15 protein-coding genes and 1 pseudogene are annotated in these 17,313 nt (G+C 57.3%); 9 read left to right on the forward strand and 7 right to left on the reverse strand.

Annotated features, from left to right (window positions below):
- Positions 1–131: 131 nt before the first annotated feature.
- Both V7Q41_RS05345 and V7Q41_RS05350 read right to left on the reverse strand, forming a co-directional pair.
- Positions 132–989, reverse strand: coding sequence for a pseudouridine synthase (locus V7Q41_RS05345; RefSeq protein ID WP_333843884.1), 858 nt, complete (start codon positions 987–989; stop codon positions 132–134).
- 12 nt (positions 990–1,001) lie between these two features.
- The gene (locus V7Q41_RS05350) at positions 1,002–1,709 is read right to left on the reverse strand and encodes a Crp/Fnr family transcriptional regulator (RefSeq protein ID WP_333843887.1); all 708 of its coding nucleotides are present in this window, start codon (positions 1,707–1,709) and stop codon (positions 1,002–1,004) included.
- A gap of 175 nt (positions 1,710–1,884) precedes the next feature.
- On the opposite strand from V7Q41_RS05350, the gene V7Q41_RS05355 reads away from it, so the two are divergent.
- From V7Q41_RS05355 to V7Q41_RS05390, 8 genes are all read left to right on the forward strand, one after another.
- Positions 1,885–3,831 (forward strand): AMP-dependent synthetase/ligase, encoded by a 1,947-nt coding sequence (locus V7Q41_RS05355; RefSeq protein ID WP_333843891.1) that lies wholly within the window; start codon positions 1,885–1,887, stop codon positions 3,829–3,831.
- Complete coding sequence (locus tag V7Q41_RS05360; RefSeq protein WP_333843893.1) at positions 3,828–4,610, forward strand: ABC transporter ATP-binding protein; 783 nt, start codon at positions 3,828–3,830, stop codon at positions 4,608–4,610. The genes V7Q41_RS05355 and V7Q41_RS05360 overlap by 4 nt, the downstream gene beginning before the upstream one ends.
- Before the next feature lie 10 nt (positions 4,611–4,620).
- Positions 4,621–5,550, forward strand: a complete 930-nt coding sequence (locus V7Q41_RS05365) for a branched-chain amino acid ABC transporter permease (RefSeq protein ID WP_333843896.1) — start codon at positions 4,621–4,623, stop codon at positions 5,548–5,550.
- An 11-nt stretch (positions 5,551–5,561) separates the two neighbouring features.
- Positions 5,562–6,638, forward strand: coding sequence for a branched-chain amino acid ABC transporter permease (locus V7Q41_RS05370; RefSeq protein WP_333843899.1), 1,077 nt, complete (start codon positions 5,562–5,564; stop codon positions 6,636–6,638).
- Between the two features lie 47 nt (positions 6,639–6,685).
- Entirely contained in the window at positions 6,686–8,008 is a 1,323-nt protein-coding gene (locus V7Q41_RS05375; protein ID WP_333843901.1) for an ABC transporter substrate-binding protein, read from the forward strand.
- A gap of 129 nt (positions 8,009–8,137) precedes the next feature.
- On the forward strand, positions 8,138–8,947 hold the full coding sequence (locus V7Q41_RS05380; RefSeq protein WP_333843904.1) for an ABC transporter ATP-binding protein: 810 nt from the start codon (positions 8,138–8,140) through the stop codon (positions 8,945–8,947).
- A gap of 30 nt (positions 8,948–8,977) precedes the next feature.
- Positions 8,978–10,222: a phenylacetate--CoA ligase family protein gene (locus V7Q41_RS05385; protein ID WP_333844026.1), complete on the forward strand. Its 1,245-nt coding sequence runs from the start codon at positions 8,978–8,980 to the stop codon at positions 10,220–10,222.
- Between the two features lie 151 nt (positions 10,223–10,373).
- Positions 10,374–11,354: a tripartite tricarboxylate transporter substrate-binding protein gene (locus V7Q41_RS05390; protein WP_333843907.1), complete on the forward strand. Its 981-nt coding sequence runs from the start codon at positions 10,374–10,376 to the stop codon at positions 11,352–11,354.
- Here V7Q41_RS05390 and V7Q41_RS05395 read toward each other — a convergent pair.
- The 5 genes and pseudogenes from V7Q41_RS05395 to V7Q41_RS05415 all read right to left on the reverse strand — a co-directional run.
- A complete protein-coding gene (locus V7Q41_RS05395) occupies positions 11,342–12,781 on the reverse strand; it encodes a serine/threonine protein kinase (RefSeq protein WP_333843910.1) in 1,440 nt (479 codons plus the stop codon). The two genes, V7Q41_RS05390 and V7Q41_RS05395, sit on opposite strands and share 13 nt — an antisense overlap.
- Positions 12,778–13,554: a metallophosphoesterase family protein gene (locus V7Q41_RS05400; protein ID WP_333843912.1), complete on the reverse strand. Its 777-nt coding sequence runs from the start codon at positions 13,552–13,554 to the stop codon at positions 12,778–12,780. Before V7Q41_RS05400 ends, V7Q41_RS05395 begins: the two co-directional genes overlap by 4 nt.
- Positions 13,555–13,607: 53 nt before the next feature.
- Entirely contained in the window at positions 13,608–14,456 is an 849-nt protein-coding gene (locus V7Q41_RS05405) for a 3-hydroxybutyryl-CoA dehydrogenase (protein WP_333843914.1), read from the reverse strand.
- 215 nt (positions 14,457–14,671) lie between these two features.
- Positions 14,672–15,439, reverse strand: coding sequence for an ABC transporter permease (locus V7Q41_RS05410; RefSeq protein WP_333843916.1), 768 nt, complete (start codon positions 15,437–15,439; stop codon positions 14,672–14,674).
- Positions 15,440–15,442: 3 nt separating this feature from the next.
- Positions 15,443–16,294 (reverse strand): annotated as a pseudogene (locus tag V7Q41_RS05415) (ATP-binding cassette domain-containing protein); the annotation flags it as partial.
- 102 nt (positions 16,295–16,396) lie between these two features.
- Here V7Q41_RS05415 and asd point away from each other — a divergent pair.
- Entirely contained in the window at positions 16,397–17,272 is an 876-nt protein-coding gene (gene asd, locus V7Q41_RS05420; RefSeq protein ID WP_333843922.1) for an archaetidylserine decarboxylase, read from the forward strand.
- Positions 17,273–17,313 lie beyond the last annotated feature (41 nt).

The raw sequence follows: 17,313 nt of genomic DNA on the forward strand, positions 1-17,313 counted from the left end.
AACTAAATTACAAAAAACAACGCCCCAAGGTGTGGGGCACTGGCCTGAATTTCAAGAGGGACACATGAGCGGGGCATGGGTGCGCACAAAAGCGCTCATGGGTGCGCACTAAAAGCGCTTATGGGCACGCACTAAAAGCGCTCATGGGCACCCAAGTAACGCCACTGCCCAGCGGGCAGCTGCCCCAGTTGGACGTGCCCAATGCGGATGCGCTTGAGGCCCACGACCTGAAGCCCGACTTGCTCGCACATGCGGCGAATTTGGCGCTTTTTGCCCTCGGTCAGGACAAAGCGAAGTTGCTCAGGGTTTTGCCATTCCACTTGGGCACGCTTGAGTGGCTTGCCGTCCAAGCTGAGGCCGTGGCGCAAGCGGTCGAGTTGGTCTTTTGGAAACACAGCTTGCACGTTGTTGGTCACGCGGTCGTGGTCACCGATCGCGCTGAGTTGGTTGGCTCTGCCGCCATACGTGGCCGATGCGGCGGTGGCCGCGGCGGTGTTTTCTTGGCCGGTGTAGGTCACGCGTACCAAATATTCTTTTTCCATCTCCGAGTCTTCGCCAATCAGCTGGCGTGCAACGCGGCCGTCTTGCGTCATCACCAACAAGCCTGTGGAGTCGATGTCGAGTCGGCCCGAAGGCGCAAGGCTGCGCAACTGTGTGGGCGTGAAGCGTCGCTTGGACGAGTCGCCCGCCCAATGCGTGCGCGGGTTGATCAGCACAATGGCTGGCTCATGCCCGTCTTCGGCTTGCCCGCTCACATAGCCCATGGGCTTGTGCAGCAGCACAGTGACTTGTGTGTCTTGGTGGCCCGTGGCGCGTGGGTCAATTTCCACACGGTCGTTCGGGGCTACCTTCACGCCCATTTCAGCAGGGCGGCCGTTGACCAGCACCCAGCCTTGTTCTATCCAAGCATCGGCCTCGCGGCGAGAGCACAGGCCGAGCTCGGCCATGCGTTTGTTGAGGCGGGTGAGTTCTGTGGGGGTGTCTGACATAAGCGGCAAATTCTAATTGCCGCTGGTGCGCAACGCGGCAAGGTCAAGCACCCGCATGCCACCGTATTCAATACGAATCGCGCCCTGTGCTTCCAGTCGATTCAGCGCCACGTTCACGCGCTGGCGTGAGAGCCCAACAAGGTAGGCCAACTCTTGTTGGGTGATGCGCAACACCTCGCCCACACCGGGAAACAAACGAGGGTTAAACAAAGCAGCCAAGTTGCGCGCCACACGCACATCGGGATCGGTGGAGCGGTCAATTTCACGCGCCTCAATGAACTGCGCCAAACGCTCATTGAGTTGGTTCATCACGAAGCGGTTAAAACCAATCGAGTTGTCGAGCAGCCAATGAAAAGTATCGATAGGCAAACCGGCCACCACGCTGTTGCGCAAAGCCATGATGTTGTAGCGGTAGCTCTCGCGCTTGATGACGGTGCCTTCACCAAACCAACCACCTGGCGGCACACCGGTGAATGTGATGCTGCGGCCACTCGCGCTGTCCGTGCTCATCTTCAGCAAGCCCTCCACCACACCAAACCAATACGTCGCTTGGCGTCCCACGCGGCACACGTAGTCGCCAGACATGGGGTCGCTCACCACCAGTTGTGATTCCACGCGCTTGCGTTCACTGTCTTTGAGCAAAGCAAACCACGGAATCAGCGTGAGCTCTTGTTCCGTGAGCGCGCGACGACGTTGGTAGACGCTGGGTGCTGTTGACATCTTGGGAGCTCCGGTGCGACGCGTCAGGCTCGGGTAAGTCCTGCTAGGTGTCTTCCCTAGATTGTCGTCGAAACGACAACTTGGCGTCAAACCAGCTTTTAGGATCGCGCCAACACCCTCAGGGCGTCATCTGGGCGTCACGGTATTTTGTCGACACACAACGCAAGGATCAGGAATGCAGACCACGTTCCCACGACTGTTACTCAAGCATGCCAGCGAGCGCCCCTCAGCGCCTGCCATGCGCGAGAAGGAATACGGCATTTGGCAGACCACCACATGGGCCGACATGGCTGCCATGGTGACGCATATGGCCTGCGGCTTGCACCAAGCAGGCCTGAAACGCGGCGAGCACTTGGTGGTGATTGGCTCGAATCGTCCTCGTCTGTATGCCACCATGCTGGCCGCGCAATCGTTGGGCGCTGTCCCCATCCCCTTGTACCAAGACGCGGCGGGTGCCGAGTGCGTGTTTCCGCTCAACAATGCCGAGGTGCGGTTTTGCGTGGTGGAAGACCAAGAGCAGGTCGACAAATTGCTTGAGATTCGCGAGCAATGTCCCCAAATCTCCCACATCTTTTTTGACGACCCACGGGGCCTGCGCAAATACGACGAACCAGGCTTGGCTTCTCTCGAAGAGCTGTTGGCAGCGGGCGCCGTATTTGCCAAGCAACATCCCGATTTCTTTGAAAACGAAGTTGACAAAGCGCACACCGATGATGTGGGTGCCATGTTCTTCACCTCCGGCACCACAGGCAACCCCAAAGGCGTGGTGCATACCCACAACTCGCTCATCAACCGCGCCGAAGCGGGTGCTGTGTTTGACAAGCTCACCTCACACGAAGAGGTGTTGGCCTATTTGCCACCGGCGTGGATCGGACAAAACATTTTCAGCTACGCCCAGTGGCTGTATTGCGGCTATGTGGTGAACTGCCCCGAGTCGGTGGCCACCGTCACCATCGACTTGAAAGAGGTGGGCCCCACTTATTACTTTGCCCCTCCGCGCGTCTTTGAGGGCTTGCTCACCATGGTGATGATTCGTATGGAAGACGCCAGTGCACCCAAGCGCGGCATGTTTCATTTCTTCATGGACGTGGCGCGCAAATACGGCCCCAGCAAAATGTCGGGCCAATCCATCGGCTTGGTGGGCAGCGTGCTGTATGGCCTAGGCGACCTCTTGGTTTACGGCCCCTTGCGCAACAACTTGGGCATGAGCCGTGTGCGCGTGGCCTACACCGCAGGCGAGGCGATTGGGCCTGATCTGTTTAGCTTTTACCGCGCCATTGGCGTGAACTTGAAACAGCTGTATGGCTCCACAGAAACAGCCGTGTTCGTCTGCTTGCAGCCCGACCACGAAGCCCGCGCCGACACCGTGGGCGTGCCCTGCGCTGGTGTGGAAATCAAGGTGGCCGATAACGGCGAAATCTTGGTCAAGTCGCCCGGCTTGCTCAAAGGCTATTACAAAAACGAGGCGGCTACCGCCGAAGTGCTCACCGCCGATGGTTGGTACCACACCAGCGACGCGGGCTTCATCGATGCCAATGGCCATTTGAAAATCATCGACCGCGTCAAAGACGTGGGCCGCATCAAAGGCGGCATCAACGACGGTGCCATGTTTGCGCCCAAGTACGTCGAGAACAAGCTCAAGTTCTTCCCGCACATCAAAGAAGTGGTGGCTTATGGCGACCAGCGCGACAAGGTGTGCGTGATGATCAACATCGACATGGACGCCGTGGGTAACTGGGCTGAGCGACGCAACTTACCCTATGCCGGTTACACCGACTTGGCGCAAAAGCCAGAGGTGTATCAGTTGATCAAAGAGTGCGTCGAGAAAGTCAACGCCGATTTGGCCGCTGACGAACTGTTGGCTGGCAGCCAAGTGAGCCGCTTCCTCGTGCTGCACAAAGAGCTCGATGCGGATGACGGCGAACTCACGCGAACCAACAAAGTGCGTCGTGGCTTTATCAAGGATAAATACGACGCCTTGGTGGGCGCGCTGTACAACGGCGCCACCGAGCAATTCATTGAAACCGTGGTGAAGTTTGAAGACGGTCGCACCGGCAGCGTGAGCGCCACGCTCAAGTTGTCGGATGCCAAAATTTTCGCGCCTGTGGGGAAAGCAGCATGAGCAAAAAAATAGGCGACGTCATCCTTGACGTCAACAACATCAGCTTGCGTTTCGGCGGCGTCAAGGCGCTGAGCGACATTTCCTTCAACGTCAAAGAGCACGAAGTGCGCGCCATCATTGGCCCCAACGGCGCGGGCAAAAGCTCGATGCTCAACTGCATCAACGGTGTGTACACGCCGCAAGAAGGCTCCATCACCTTTCGTGGTCAAACCTTTAGCCACATGGACAGCCACCAAGTGGCCACCATGGGCATTGCACGCACCTTTCAAAACTTGGCCTTGTTCAAGGGCATGAGCGTGCTCGACAACATCATGACGGGGCGCAACCTGCGTATGAAGAGCAACATCTTGCTGCAAGCCCTGCGCATTGGCCCTGCTGAAAAAGAAGAAATGATGCACCGTGAAAAAGTCGAGCACATCATTGACTTCCTAGAAATTCAAGCCTTTCGTAAAACGCCCGTGGGCCAGTTGCCCTACGGCTTGCAAAAGCGCGTCGACCTCGGCCGCGCGCTGGCGCTAGAGCCCGAAGTGTTGTTGCTCGACGAGCCTATGGCTGGCATGAACGTGGAAGAGAAGCAAGACATGTGTCGCTTCATCTTGGATGTGAACGACGAATTTGGCACCACCATTGTGTTGATCGAACACGACATGGGCGTGGTGATGGACATTTCTGATCGCGTGGTCGTACTCGACTACGGCAAAAAAATCGGCGACGGCACACCCGAAGAGGTGCGCAACAACGAGGAAGTCATCAGCGCTTACCTCGGCACTTCACACTAAGGACAAGAACATGGCATTTTTTCTTGAAACCCTTTTCGGCGGCCTCATGGCCGGCATGTTGTATTCGCTCGTGGCTCTGGGCTTCGTGCTGATTTACAAAGCCTCTGGCGTGTTCAACTTTGCGCAAGGTGCGATGGTGTTGTTTGCTGCGTTGGCCATGGCCCGCTTTGGCGAATGGATTCCTCAGTACTTTGGCATCACGCACTTTGTGTTGGTGAACCTGCTGGCCTTTTTAGGCGCCGCTGCCGTGATGTTTGTGGTGGCTTGGATCATCGAGTACTTGGTGTTGCGTCACTTGGTCAATCAAGAAGGCACCACCTTGTTGATGGCCACTTTGGGCATCACTTACTTTTTGGACGGCGTGGGCCAAACCATCTTTGGCAGCGACATTTACAAGATCGATGTGGGCATGCCCAAAGAGCCCTTGATGCTCATGCAGTCCACCTTTGATGGCGGCATCATGATCAACCAAGAAGACTTGGTGGCAGCCTTGATTGCCGCCACCTTGGTCGCTTTGCTCAGCGTGTTCTTCCAAAAAACCACCACCGGTCGTGCTCTGCGGGCGGTGGCAGATGATCACCAAGCCGCTCAGTCCATTGGTATTCCACTCAACCGCATTTGGGTCATTGTGTGGTGCGTGGCCGGTGTGGTGGCTTTGGTGGCCGGCATGATTTGGGGCTCCAAGTTGGGTGTGCAGTTCTCACTCTCCACAGTTGCACTGCGTGCTTTGCCAGTGGTGATTTTGGGTGGCTTGACCTCCGTGCCTGGCGCCATCATTGGCGGCCTCATCATTGGTGTGGGAGAAAAATTATCTGAAGTGTTCCTCGGCCCTTATGTGGGCGGCGGCATTGAAATTTGGTTTGCGTATGTGCTGGCTTTGGGCTTTTTGTTGGTGCGTCCACAAGGCTTGTTCGGCGAGAAGATTATTGACCGCGTGTAAGGAATAAAAAAATGTTTTATAGAGAAAACGGTCAATTCAAAACAACTTACAGCAAAGATCAACAAATCTTCCCGATCACGCAAGACCGCGTGGGTGTGTTGTTGCTCATCGCCTTCGCATTCATCGGCGTGCCCTTGCTCGCAGACGAATACATGTTGCGTGCGATTTTGATTCCTTTCCTCATCTTGTCGCTCGCCGCGTTGGGCGTCAACATTTTGGTGGGTTATTGCGGTCAAATCTCTTTGGGCTCTGGTGCGTTTATGGCGGTGGGCGCATATGCCGCTTACAACTTCATTGTGCGCATTGACGGCATGCCCCTCATCTTGGCCATCTTGCTGGGTGGCTTTTTTGCCACCCTGGTTGGCATGTTCTTTGGCATTCCTAGCTTGCGCGTGAAGGGCTTGTATTTGTCTGTCGCCACCTTGGCCGCACAGTTCTTTTGTGATTGGGCGTTCTTGCGCATCAAATGGTTCACCAACGACTCGGCCTCTGGTACAGCCTCTGTGTCTGACTTGCAGGTGTTTGGTTTTTCCATCAATACGCCTTTTGAGAAATACACCTTCTGCTTGACCTTTTTGGTGGTGTTTGGTTTGCTCGCCAAAAACTTGGTGCGTAGCGCCATTGGCCGCGAGTGGATGGCCATTCGCGACATGGACGTGGCCGCTGCCGTGATCGGGATTCGCCCGACCTACGCCAAGCTCAGTGCGTTTGCCGTGAGCTCATTCATCGTGGGCGTGGCGGGCGCTTTGTGGGCCTTTGTCTATCTGGGCTCATGGGAGCCAGCAGCGTTCTCTGTGGACCGTTCGTTCCAGTTGTTGTTCATGGTCATCTTGGGTGGCATGGGCTCCATCATGGGTAGCTTCTTTGGCGCGGCGTTCATCGTGGTGTTGCCCATCATCATCAACTTGGTGTTGCCATCCTTGGGTGCGATGGTGGGTATCCAAGTCAGCACGGCGGCATTGACGCACGCCGAGCAAATCATCTTCGGTGCTTTGATTGTTTGGTTCTTGATCGTCGAGCCGCATGGCTTGGCCAAGTTGTGGAGTGTGGGTAAACAAAAGCTGCGTTTGTGGCCGTTTCCCCATTGAGTTGGTTTTTTTCCAGTGTTTGCATTATTGTTCTAAGGAGACTTCAAATGAAAATTCGTTCCCTCATGATGGCGTTGGCCGTTGCAGCGACTGGTTTGACCAGCGCCGTGGTGACCACCTCCGCTCAGGCGCAAGCCAAAGAGCAGTTCTTTCCCGTGTTGCCCTACCGCACGGGCGCCTATGCACCTAACGGGGTGCCTTGGGCCAACGGCTATGCCGATTACCTCAAGCTCATCAACTCCCGCGACGGCGGCATCAACGGCGTGAAGATCACTTATGAAGAGTGCGACACCGCCTACGCCACAGATCGCGGCGTGGAGTGCTATGAGCGTCTCAAAGGCAAAGCCAAAGGCGCCATCTTCCAGCCTTTGTCAACCGGCATCACTTTTGCCATGACTGAAAAAGCGCCTGCTGACAAAAACTCACTCATCACGTCTGGCTACGGCCGTTCCGAGTCCAGCGATGGTCAAGTGTTCAAGTGGAACTTCCCTCTGATGGGCACCTATTGGTCTGGCGCTGACATTTTGATGCAGCACATCACCAAAAAAGAAGGCGGCAACATCAAGGGCAAGAAGTTTGCCCTGGTCTACCACGACAGCCCTTATGGCAAAGAGCCCATTGCACTGCTGCAAGAGCGCGCCAAGATGCAAGGCTTTGAATTGAGCTTGTTGCCAGTGGCACACCCTGGCGTTGAGCAAAAGGCCACTTGGTTGCAAATTCGTCAAGCCCGCCCTGACTACGTTTTGTTGTGGGGCTGGGGCGTGATGAACTCGGCTGCTTTGAAAGAAGCCGTGGCCACAGGCTATCCCCGCGACAAGATGTACGGCATTTGGTGGTCAGCGGCTGAGCCAGACGTCAAAGACGTGGGCGAAGCTGCCAAGGGCTACAGCGGTTTGGTGGTGACGGGTGACGGCGGCAAAGTGATTGCCGACATGAAGACCCATGTGCACGACAAAAAGCTCGGCACCGGACCTTTCGAAGAAGTGGGCACCACGCTCTACAACCGTGGCATGGTCAGCGCTGCTTTGGCGGTGGAAGGTGTGCGTCAAGCGCAAGTTCGTTATGGCAAAGGCAAAGTGATGGACGGCGAGCAAATCCGTTGGGGTTTGGAAAACTTGACCTTGGACCAAAAAGCGCTCGACAAGCTCGGCTTGGGCACGGTGATGAAACCCATCAGCACCTCTTGCTTGGACCACGAAGGTTCACGTTCTGCACGCGTGCACACCTGGGACGGCAAAAAGTGGAACTTCGCGTCTGACTGGATCGAAGCCGATGAAGCCATCATCAAGCCTTTGGTCAAGCAGTACGCCGACAAGTACGCCGCTGAGAAAAAACTCTCACGTCGCACAGCGGCCGATTGCCAAGGTTAATCTGAAGCAACTCAGCCCTCGCGGCTGATGATTTGGCGACTCTCACGAGTCGCCAAACCTCAAAGGCAAACACGGCGTTTGCTTTGAGGTTTGGTCTGGTCCAACAACGTTTTATTAGCAAGGTAAGTTATGAGCGCCAACAACATTGTTCTCAACGTCAATGGCATTGAAGTCATTTACAACCACGTCATCTTGGTGCTCAAAGGCGTGTCACTGCAAGTGCCGCAAGGCAGCATTGTGGCGCTGCTGGGCGGCAACGGGGCAGGCAAAACCACCACCTTGCGCGCCGTTTCTAACTTGTTGCAAGGCGAGCGCGGTGCGGTCACCAAGGGCAGCATCGAGTTGCGCGGTGAGCGCATTGAAAACCTCACACCCGCTGACCTGGTCAAGCGCGGCGTGGTGCAAGTCATGGAAGGTCGTCATTGCTTTGCCCACCTGACCATCGAAGAAAACTTGCTCACAGGCAGCTACACGCGCACCAGCAAAGGCGAAATCGATGCCAACCTAGAGAAGGTCTACAACTACTTTCCGCGTCTCAAAACACGTCGCACCTCGCAAGCCGCCTACACCTCAGGGGGAGAGCAGCAAATGTGCGCCATTGGTCGCGCCCTGATGGCCAACCCCAACATGGTGTTGCTCGACGAGCCCTCCATGGGCTTGGCCCCGCAAATCGTGGAAGAGGTGTTCAATATCGTCAAAGACTTGAACGACAAAGAAAAAGTCACCTTTTTGTTGGCAGAGCAAAACACCAACATGGCGCTGAAGTATTCCGACTACGGCTACATCATGGAGTCGGGCCGCATCGTTATGGACGGCGCTGCCGCTGACTTGGCCAACAACGAAGACGTGAAAGAGTTCTACCTCGGCATGGGCGGCGGCGAACGCAAGAGCTTCAAAGATGCCAAGAGCTACAAGCGCCGCAAGCGTTGGTTGGCCTAACGTGTCACCCCTTGACTGAAAGTTATGAGCATCTCTCCTTTTTACGACGCCCTCGAAACCCGCAACCCTGCTGAGCGCGAAGCCGCGTTGATGGCAGCGTTGCCAGCGCAAGTGGCGCATGCACAAAAAAACTCCCCTGCATTCACCGCCCTCTTGGCCGGCGTGGATGCGGCCAGCATCAACAACCGTGCTGCCTTGGCGCAGTTGCCTGTCATTCGCAAATACGAACTGCTGGCGCAACAACAAGCCCAACGCACGACCAACGTGTTTGGCGGCTTTGCCGCCATTGGTTTTGGCAAAGCCATGCCACGCGTGTTTGCCAGCCCTGGCACCATCTACGAGCCCGAAGGTGCGCGTGCCGACTATTGGCGCATGGCCCGTGCCATGTATGCCGCGGGCTTTCGCCCTCATGAATTGATTCACAACTGCTTTAGCTACCACTTCACGCCTGCCGGCTCGATGATGGAGACTGGCGCGCATGCCATCGGTTGCACCGTGTTTGCAGGCGGTACAGGGCAAACCGAGCAGCAAGTCAGTGCGATGGCCGAGTTGCAGCCTGCGGGCTACGTTGGCACGCCCAGTTTTTTAAAAATCATTGTCGAAAAAGCTGCTGAGTTGGGCGTCAAGCTGCCCAGCGTCACCAAGGCCTTGGTGTCGGGCGAAGCCTTCCCACCCAGCCTGCGCGATTGGCTCGCCGAGCGCGGCATTGCAGGCTATCAGTGCTACGCCACGGCCGACCTCGGTTTGATTGCCTATGAAACACAAGCCCGAGAAGGCTTGGTGCTCGATGAAGGCGTGATTGTGGAAATCGTGCGTCCCGGCACGGGCGACCCCGTGCCCGAGGGCGAAGTGGGCGAGTTGGTGGTCACCTCACTCAACCCCGACTACCCGCTCATTCGTTTTGGCACCGGTGATTTGTCTGCCGTGCTGCCCGGCCAGTGCCCCACAGGCCGCACCCATGCGCGCATCAAAGGCTGGATGGGCCGCGCGGACCAAACCACCAAAGTGCGCGGCATGTTTGTGCACCCAGGTCAAGTGGCTGAGTTGGTCAAGCGCTTTCCCGACATCAAGCGTGCGCGCTTGGTGGTCACGGGTGAAATGGCCAACGACCAAATGTGCCTGATGGTGGAGGGCCATGACGCCGATGGCCTGGTGCACAAGTTGGGTGACGCCGTGCGCGACATCACCAAACTGCGGGCCGATGTGACCTTGGTGGCCGAGGGCAGTTTGCCCAACGACGGCAAGGTGATTGAAGACGCGCGCACTTATCAATAAGCACAAGCGCATGAGGCGTGTCAGCTGGATGAGATTTCGCCTCATTGGCCTGGACTTGACTTGCATCAAGCTAAGTCCCTACGTGTTATCCGAAATAGCATAACGATACAAACTGTTCTAGCATAGAGCTCTTATAAAAAGGAGCCCCACTATGAAACAACTGTTCACTTTGAGTTTGCTGGCCGTGGCCGCATTGACCGGCGCTAACGCGAGCGATTTTCCTGTCAAAGACAAGCCCATCTCCATCGTGGTGCCGTTCGCTGCAGGCGGCCCCACTGACCGTGTGGCACGCGACTTGGCCGAAGCCATGCGCAAGCCTTTGGGTGCCAATGTGGTGGTTGAAAACGTGGCAGGTGCTGGCGGCACGATTGGTGCCAACAAAGTAGCCAAGGCCCCACAAGACGGTCACACGGTGCTGTTGCACCACATCGGCATGGCCACTTCGCCTGCCCTGTATCGCAAGATGCCCTACAACACCAGCGATGATTTTGAGTACTTGGGCATGGTCAATGATGTGCCCATGACCTTGATTGGACGCCCCACGTTGCCAGCGAACAACTTCAAAGAGTTGCAAGCGTGGATTGACCAAAATAAAGGCAAGATCAATTTAGGTAACGCGGGCTTGGGTGCTGCGTCGCACTTGTGCGGTTTGATGTTTCAAAGCGCCATCAAGACCGACATGACGACCGTTCCTTACAAGGGCACTGCACCTGCATTGAATGATTTGATGGGTGGCCAGATTGATTTGTTGTGTGACCAAACCACCAACACGACCACCCAAATTGAAGGCAAGACTGTCAAGGCCTTTGCTGTGACCACAGCCAAGCGTTTGACGACACCTGCCCTCAAGGGCTTGCCCACCATGCAAGAGGCTGGCCTCAAAGGTTTTGAAGTCACGATTTGGCACGGTTTGTATGCGCCCAAAGGCACACCTGCTGACGTAGCAGCCAAGATCAGCGCTGCATTAAAGGTCGCTTTGAAAGACCCCGAGTTCATCAAAAAGCAAGAAGCTTTGGGTGCCGTGGTGGTGAGCGACAAACGGGTTGAACCCGCTGAACACAAGAAGTTTGTGGCCTCTGAAATCGCCAAGTGGGGCCCTGTCATTCAGGCCGCTGGCGTTTACGCTGACTGATGAAGTTGTTCAAACGGCAGCGCTTGCTTGACCAAAATCACCGTGCATGGGGCCTCCATCGCCACCTTGATGGGCACGGTGGCCACAAAGCGTTGCAGTTGTAAACCATGCGTGGCCGCGCCCATGACGATCATGCTCACATGGTTGCCCTCGGCGTAGCGCACGAGGGCATGGGCCACATCACTGGCCTCTAGCACATGAAAAGAGGTTTGGTGTTGTTCTAGGTCCAGCGGCTGCGCCCACTGCTGCAGCATGCTGAGGTATTGGCGGTGCACCGAGGTTTCGCTCTTGTCGTTGTCCGTCGCGTTGGTTTGGTTGGGCGAGATCACCGTCACCACCGCTAAGCGCGCGCCAGGTCGAAGCCCTAAGGACCGAGCCACTGCTTGGCGCAGGGAATACAGCGTCGCATCGCTGGCTTCGTGGTGGGGCACAGCCACCATCACAATCGGCACTTCCTCAATTTGCTGCGACGGCAAAGGGCTGGGCTGGTAGTGCATGCCCGCTGCTTTGAACCAGCGTTGGAGGTGCGTGAAAAACGACGTGCCTTGTAGCTGCTTGCCACGTTGGGTGACCTTCACCTGTTCGGGATGCTCCAAATCAAACGCCAAATGCGCAGCCGATGGGTAGCGCTTGGCCGCTTCTGGCTCAAGGCAACGCAGCATCACCTCTTGCAACCAAGGCGGCAAGTCGTCGCGCAAGCGGCGCGGCGGGGTTGGGTCCATCCACAAGCGTTGGCGCATGCCGCCAGGGGTCTGTGGGTTGCCAAAGGGCAGCTCAGCTGTGGCCAATTCGTACAACATTACACCCATGGCAAAAATGTCGCTGCGCGGGTCGCCGCGCACGCCCACCACTTGCTCGGGTGCAATCCACGCGGGCGAGCCTACGGCAAGTCGCAGTTCTTCGGCCAGCAGGTCGGGGTAGTGCGCGTGGCACGATAAACCAAAATCCAGCAGCACCGCATGGCCGTCTGGGTGCAGCAGCACGTTGGCGGGTTTGATGTCGAGGTGGCAGGTGTTTTGTTGGTGCAGGCTGTGCGCCGCGCGGGCAATGGCAGCGCCTAGGCGTGCAATGTCAGTCACTTCTGCGCGTGTTTTGTGGAGCGTATGTGTGTCCATCAGCTGTTGCAAGGTCAGGCCCTGCACATGCTCCATCACCAAGTAAGGCAGGTGCACCAAGTCACCCGCTGCCACAAAGCGAGGCACATGCGTGCCGTGCAGCACTTGCAAAATTTGGTGTTCCACCTCGAAGCCCACAATGTTTTCAGCACCGTCGCCTGCCGTCATGCGTGGCACTTTCATCACCATCGCAAATGGCGCGGGGCGTGCGTCGGCATAGGTCACTTGGTAAATGTGCGCCATGCCGCCCGCGTGCAAGCAAGCGCCTATGCGAAAGCCATCGAGCTCGGTGCCTTCGGTCAGTCGTTTCATTGTCCGCTCTCCAAACGCTGGGCAAAAAAATCGGGCAAGCCCGCTTCGCGCACAGCGCGCGCTGCAGCGCGGTGGTCGTAGGCCACACGGTGAAAAGTGAGCTTGGCGAGTGAGCTGTCAAACACGGCATACATGGCGCGCGGGTTGCCATCGCGCGGCTGGCCTACCGAGCCAATGGTGGCAATCCATTGGCGGTGATTGGGTGTGGGAATGGGCACGCCCGATGTGGGCTTGAACGCCATCAACTGGCGGCCTGTGCCTCGGTAGTACAGAGATTGCTGGTGCACATGGCCACCAAACACATAGCGCACATCGGGATGGGCGCAAGCGGCGTCTAGGCTCAGGGCGGCCATGCGTGCGTCATCCACATAGCGCCAGCGCTCGGGCGCATCGGCGCTGGCGTGCACCAACAGCATCTGGTCGGTCTGTGCGGTGAGCGGCAATATTTCTAGCCAAAAGCGTTGGGCGGGCGACAACTGGTCGTGCGTCCATTGAGCGGTGAGGCTGCCCAACGATGGGGTGGTGCTCGGGTTGGCTTTGGATGTGCGGATGTGGTGCGTTTGCACCAACTCTTCGTGGTTGCCACGCAGCACGATGGCGCCGTTTTGCTGCAAGGCTTGGCAGCGTGCCACCACCGCCGCGGGAAAAGCGCCGTAGCTCACCAAGTCACCCAAGATGGCCACGCGCTCCACCCCTTGGGTTTGCGCATGTGCCAAGCAAGCGTCCAGCGCGTGCAAGTTGCTGTGGATGTCGGAGAGCAGGGCGTACTTCATGCCTAGGCGTGTGATGCAGCGGCGTCAAGCGACATAGATCGGGCCAGGGCGGCTCAGTAGGTGTAGACGCCGTGACCTGTTTTGCGGCCCAGTTGGCCGGCGGCCACCATCTCTTTGAGCAGCGGGCAAGCGCGGTATTTGCTGTCGCCAAACTCTTGCAAGTACACATCCATCACGGCCAGGCACACATCCAGGCCAATCATGTCGGCCAAGGCCAAGGGGCCGATGGGCTGGTTGCAGCCCAGCATCATGCCCGCATCAATGTCTTTGGCGGTGGCCACGCCCTCGGCCAACACAAAAAAGGCTTCGTTGATCATGGGCACCAGAATGCGGTTGACCACAAAGCCAGGCGCGTTCTTCACGGTGATGGGGCTCTTGCCCAAGCGGGTGGACAGGTCGTGCACAGCGGCGTGTGTGGCGTCTGAGGTTTGCAAGCCACGGATGATTTCGACCAAAGCCATCATGGGCACGGGGTTGAAAAAGTGCATGCCAATGAAGCGGTCAGCGCGGGTGGTGACAGCGGCCAACTTGGTGATGGAAATCGACGAGGTGTTGGAAGCGATGATGGCTTCTGGGGCCAACATGGCATCAAGCTGCTTGACGATCTTCACCTTCAGGTCGAAGTTCTCTGTCGCGGCTTCGATGACGAGCTCTGCGGCTTTCAGGTCGTCGTAGTGGGTGCTGGTGGTGATGCGCGACAAGGCGGCGGCTTTGTCGGCCTCGGTGATTTTTTCTTTTTTGATCAAGCGGTCCAAGCTGCCTGATACTGTCGCGAGGCCTTTGGCCACGGCGGCATCAGAGATGTCGACCATCACCACGTTCACGCCAGACACGGCACAGGCTTGTGCAATGCCACTGCCCATGGTGCCTGCACCGATGATGCCTACGGTTTGAATGCTCATTTTGCGGTCCTTGTTTTGTCGGTTGAATCAATTAATCAATATTAGCGGGGTAAGGGTTGCGGTTGGCTGACGTGGATCACGTTTTTGCGCTCCAGCAAATGGATTTGGGGCGGCTTGCTCATACTGGGGTACCAGAAATCGTCAGCCGCCCCACACCCATTCACCTGCGAGTGGTTGTTTCGGCACTTCGCGTTGCGCGTGCTTTTTTTTCAGTGTCAGGCTTTGAATCGTTTTTTCGTGAGATGCAGAGCGATTTTCCACGCGACCAAGGTGTACACGGCCAATACGCCTAGGTGCAGCGTTGGGTTGGCTGGCCACTGGTCTAAAAACAAGGGGCGTACCAACGCAATGGCTTGGGTGAGGGGCAGCCATTCAGAGATGTCGCGCACGATGTCTGGAAGTTGTTCGCGCGGAAAGAACACGCCGCTCAAAAACATCATGGGCGTGAGAAACAGTGTGAAGTAGTAAGAGAAAAAGTCGTAGCCTTTGGCCAGTGCATTGAAGATGAGTGCAATGCAACTGAAGGTGATGCCGACGAACAACAAGATCGGCCATGCAGCCAGCAACTTCCAACTGTGTGTGATGCCCAGCGCCACCATCACAGCCAAGATGGCGGTGATGGTGAACAAGGCTTTGAACGCCGCCCACAGCATTTCGGCCAGCAACACGTCGTTGAGGCGCATGGGGGCGTTCAAGATGCCGTCCCACGTTTTTTGCACATGCATGCGCGAGAAGGCGGAGTACAGCGCTTCAAACGTGGCGGCATTCATGGCGCTCATGCAAATCGAGCCACTGGCCAAGAACAAGATGTAGGGCACTTTTTGTTCGTCCAAGGAAACCTCGCCCACCAAGGCGCCCATGCCGTAGCCAAAGGCGACCAGCCACATCAAAGGTTCGGCAATGTTGGCCACCAGGCTGGGAATGGCGAGCTTGCGCCACACCAAGAGGTTGCGCAAGAAAACGGGCCAGAAACGGAAATACATGGTTTAGCCTTCCTCGCGGATTTGGCGTCCGGTCATTTTCAAAAACAAGTCTTCTAAGTTGGCAGGGCGGTGCAAGGTGCGCAGTCCGGCATGCGCGTTGAGCGCGAGCAGCAGTTGCGCAGCATCTTGGGTGTAGAAAAACACGGTCTCGCCACTCGTCTCCACGCGTTGCGCCATCGCCGCGATGGGGCTGCCCACCAAGGCCAAGGCGCCATTGCCATACACCTCCACCACGTCGGGCTCGAGGTGTTGCGCGATCAAATCACGCGGTGTGCCTTCGGCAATTTTTTTGCCATGGTCCAGCACCAACAGGCGGTTGCACAAACGCTCAGCCTCGTCCATGAAGTGAGTGGTCAGCAAAATCGATTTGCCTTGCTGCAGAAGTTGCTGCAAACGCTCCCACATCAGGTGGCGGGCTTGTGGGTCGAGGCCCGTGGTGGGCTCGTCGAGCAGCAGCAAATCGGGGTTGTTGATCAGGGCGCGGGACAGGCTGAGTCGGCGCTTCATGCCGCCCGACAACTCGCCAGGCTTGGCGTCTGCTTTGTGCGCGAGTGCGCCAAACTCGAGTAGCTGAGGAATGCGCGCCTGAATGTCCGCCTTCTTCATGCCAAAGTAGCGGCCAAACACCATCAGGTTTTCGGCGCAAGTGAAGTCGGGGTCCAGCGTGTCGAACTGGCTCACCACGCCTAAGCGTGCTTTGATGGCCAGTGCATCATCGGGCATGGACAAGCCAAACGCGCGGATGCTGCCACCGTCGGGTTGGGCCAGGCCCAGGCACATGCGCAGCGTGGTGGTTTTGCCTGCGCCGTTGGGGCCGATCACGCCCAAACATTCGCCAGGCGCGATGCTGAAAGACACGTCGTTGACGACGGTGTTGTCGCCGTAGCGTTTGACCAAGTGTTGGCATTCAAAAAGTGGGGTGCTCATGGCCCTATTTTGCCCGCCTAAAATTGCAAAATGAATGAACACACATTTGTAGCCCTGCAACACGCGCTACCCAAACACGCCCTCACGGTTTTGGCAGGCGCTGTGGCTCGAGCCCAAGGCGGCAAATGGACCCATGCCCTCATCCGGTGGTTTGTGGGCAAATACCAAGTCAACATGGACGAGGCTGCGCAGCCTGACATCACGCAGTACGCCAGCTTCAACGACTTCTTCACCCGCGCCTTGAAGCCCGGCGCGCGCCCCTTGGCCGATGCTGCATTTGTATGCCCCGTGGACGGCGCCATCAGCCAGCTGGGCCACATCGAGGGTGACCAAATTTTCCAAGCCAAAGGCCACCGCTACAGCACGCAAGCCTTGGTGGGCGGTGACGCCGCATTGGCGGCGCAGTTCCAAGACGGCGAGTTCGCCACGATTTACCTCAGCCCCAAGGACTACCACCGCATCCATATGCCCAGCAGCGGTCGCTTGCGCCGCATGATGCATGTGCCCGGTGATTTGTTCTCGGTCAATCCCGCCACTGCCCGCGGCGTGCCTGGGCTGTTTGCGCGCAATGAGCGTGTGGTGTGTGTGTTTGACATGCCTGCTGCCTCAGGTGGTGTACCCCAACAGTTTGTGTTGGTGCTGGTCGGCGCCACCATCGTGGGCAGCATGGCCACCCCGTGGCACGGCGTGGTCAACCCACCGCGCCCGGGCACAGTGCGCGAGTGGACGTATGACGACCCCAAACTGAGCTTGAAACAAGGCGAGGAAATGGGGCGCTTTTTGCTCGGCTCTACCGTGGTGTTGCTGTGGCCCAAAAACACGATTGCGTTGAGTGCTGCTTGGGAAGCGGGGCAGGGAGTGCGGTTGGGCGAGAAGATGGGCGAGGCCACGGCGAGCGCCAAATAAAGCCATGTAAAAAGGCCCGCTCATTTCTGAGCGGGCCTTTT

The organism is Limnohabitans sp. (genome assembly GCF_036804465.1).
In the GTDB taxonomy this organism is placed as follows: domain Bacteria; phylum Pseudomonadota; class Gammaproteobacteria; order Burkholderiales; family Burkholderiaceae_C; genus Limnohabitans.

Excerpts from the sequence above, each read along its gene's own strand:
- V7Q41_RS05345 (WP_333843884.1), bottom strand. The coding sequence starts at position 989 with ATGTCAGACACCCCCACAGAACTCACCCGCCTCAACAAACGCATGGCC.
- V7Q41_RS05350 (WP_333843887.1), bottom strand. The coding sequence starts at position 1,709 with ATGTCAACAGCACCCAGCGTCTACCAACGTCGTCGCGCGCTCACGGAA.
- V7Q41_RS05355 (WP_333843891.1), top strand. The coding sequence starts at position 1,885 with ATGCAGACCACGTTCCCACGACTGTTACTCAAGCATGCCAGCGAGCGC.
- V7Q41_RS05360 (WP_333843893.1), top strand. The coding sequence starts at position 3,828 with ATGAGCAAAAAAATAGGCGACGTCATCCTTGACGTCAACAACATCAGC.
- V7Q41_RS05365 (WP_333843896.1), top strand. The coding sequence starts at position 4,621 with ATGGCATTTTTTCTTGAAACCCTTTTCGGCGGCCTCATGGCCGGCATG.
- V7Q41_RS05370 (WP_333843899.1), top strand. The coding sequence starts at position 5,562 with ATGTTTTATAGAGAAAACGGTCAATTCAAAACAACTTACAGCAAAGAT.
- V7Q41_RS05375 (WP_333843901.1), top strand. The coding sequence starts at position 6,686 with ATGAAAATTCGTTCCCTCATGATGGCGTTGGCCGTTGCAGCGACTGGT.
- V7Q41_RS05380 (WP_333843904.1), top strand. The coding sequence starts at position 8,138 with ATGAGCGCCAACAACATTGTTCTCAACGTCAATGGCATTGAAGTCATT.
- V7Q41_RS05390 (WP_333843907.1), top strand. The coding sequence starts at position 10,374 with ATGAAACAACTGTTCACTTTGAGTTTGCTGGCCGTGGCCGCATTGACC.
- V7Q41_RS05395 (WP_333843910.1), bottom strand. The coding sequence starts at position 12,781 with ATGAAACGACTGACCGAAGGCACCGAGCTCGATGGCTTTCGCATAGGC.
- V7Q41_RS05400 (WP_333843912.1), bottom strand. The coding sequence starts at position 13,554 with ATGAAGTACGCCCTGCTCTCCGACATCCACAGCAACTTGCACGCGCTG.
- V7Q41_RS05405 (WP_333843914.1), bottom strand. The coding sequence starts at position 14,456 with ATGAGCATTCAAACCGTAGGCATCATCGGTGCAGGCACCATGGGCAGT.
- V7Q41_RS05410 (WP_333843916.1), bottom strand. The coding sequence starts at position 15,439 with ATGTATTTCCGTTTCTGGCCCGTTTTCTTGCGCAACCTCTTGGTGTGG.
- asd (WP_333843922.1), top strand. The coding sequence starts at position 16,397 with ATGAATGAACACACATTTGTAGCCCTGCAACACGCGCTACCCAAACAC.